The sequence below is a fragment of the Pauljensenia sp. UMB3104 genome (genome assembly GCF_030217285.1).
In the GTDB taxonomy this organism is placed as follows: Bacteria; Actinomycetota; Actinomycetes; order Actinomycetales; family Actinomycetaceae; genus Pauljensenia.
The window spans coordinates 1-206 of record NZ_JASONN010000691.1 but is presented as its reverse complement, the minus strand read 5'-3'; the positions used below and the strand labels follow the sequence as shown (position 1 = coordinate 206).

Here is a 206-nt window from a genome sequence, read left to right as displayed (position 1 = left end):
TGTGGAATCACCACGGGTGCGAGTCGCGGAACAGCAATATGCGTCGGCGTCGGAATTGCCTCGGGCTCGGCTGCGGGTGCGACGATGGGTTCGGGCTCGGGGACGACGACGGGTTCCGGCTCGGGTTCGGGTTCGGGGGCCACGATGGGTTCCGGTTCCGGCGCGGCCTGTGGAATCACCACGGGTGCGAGTCGCGGAACAGCAAT

At 67.5% G+C, this 206-nt stretch carries 1 protein-coding gene; it reads right to left on the bottom strand.

The window, feature by feature from the left end; all coding sequences use genetic code 11:
- On the bottom strand, positions 1–182 hold a 182-nt coding region (locus QP415_RS13300; protein WP_285100384.1), incomplete at its 3' end, for a hypothetical protein.
- Positions 183–206: the final 24 nt, after the last annotated feature.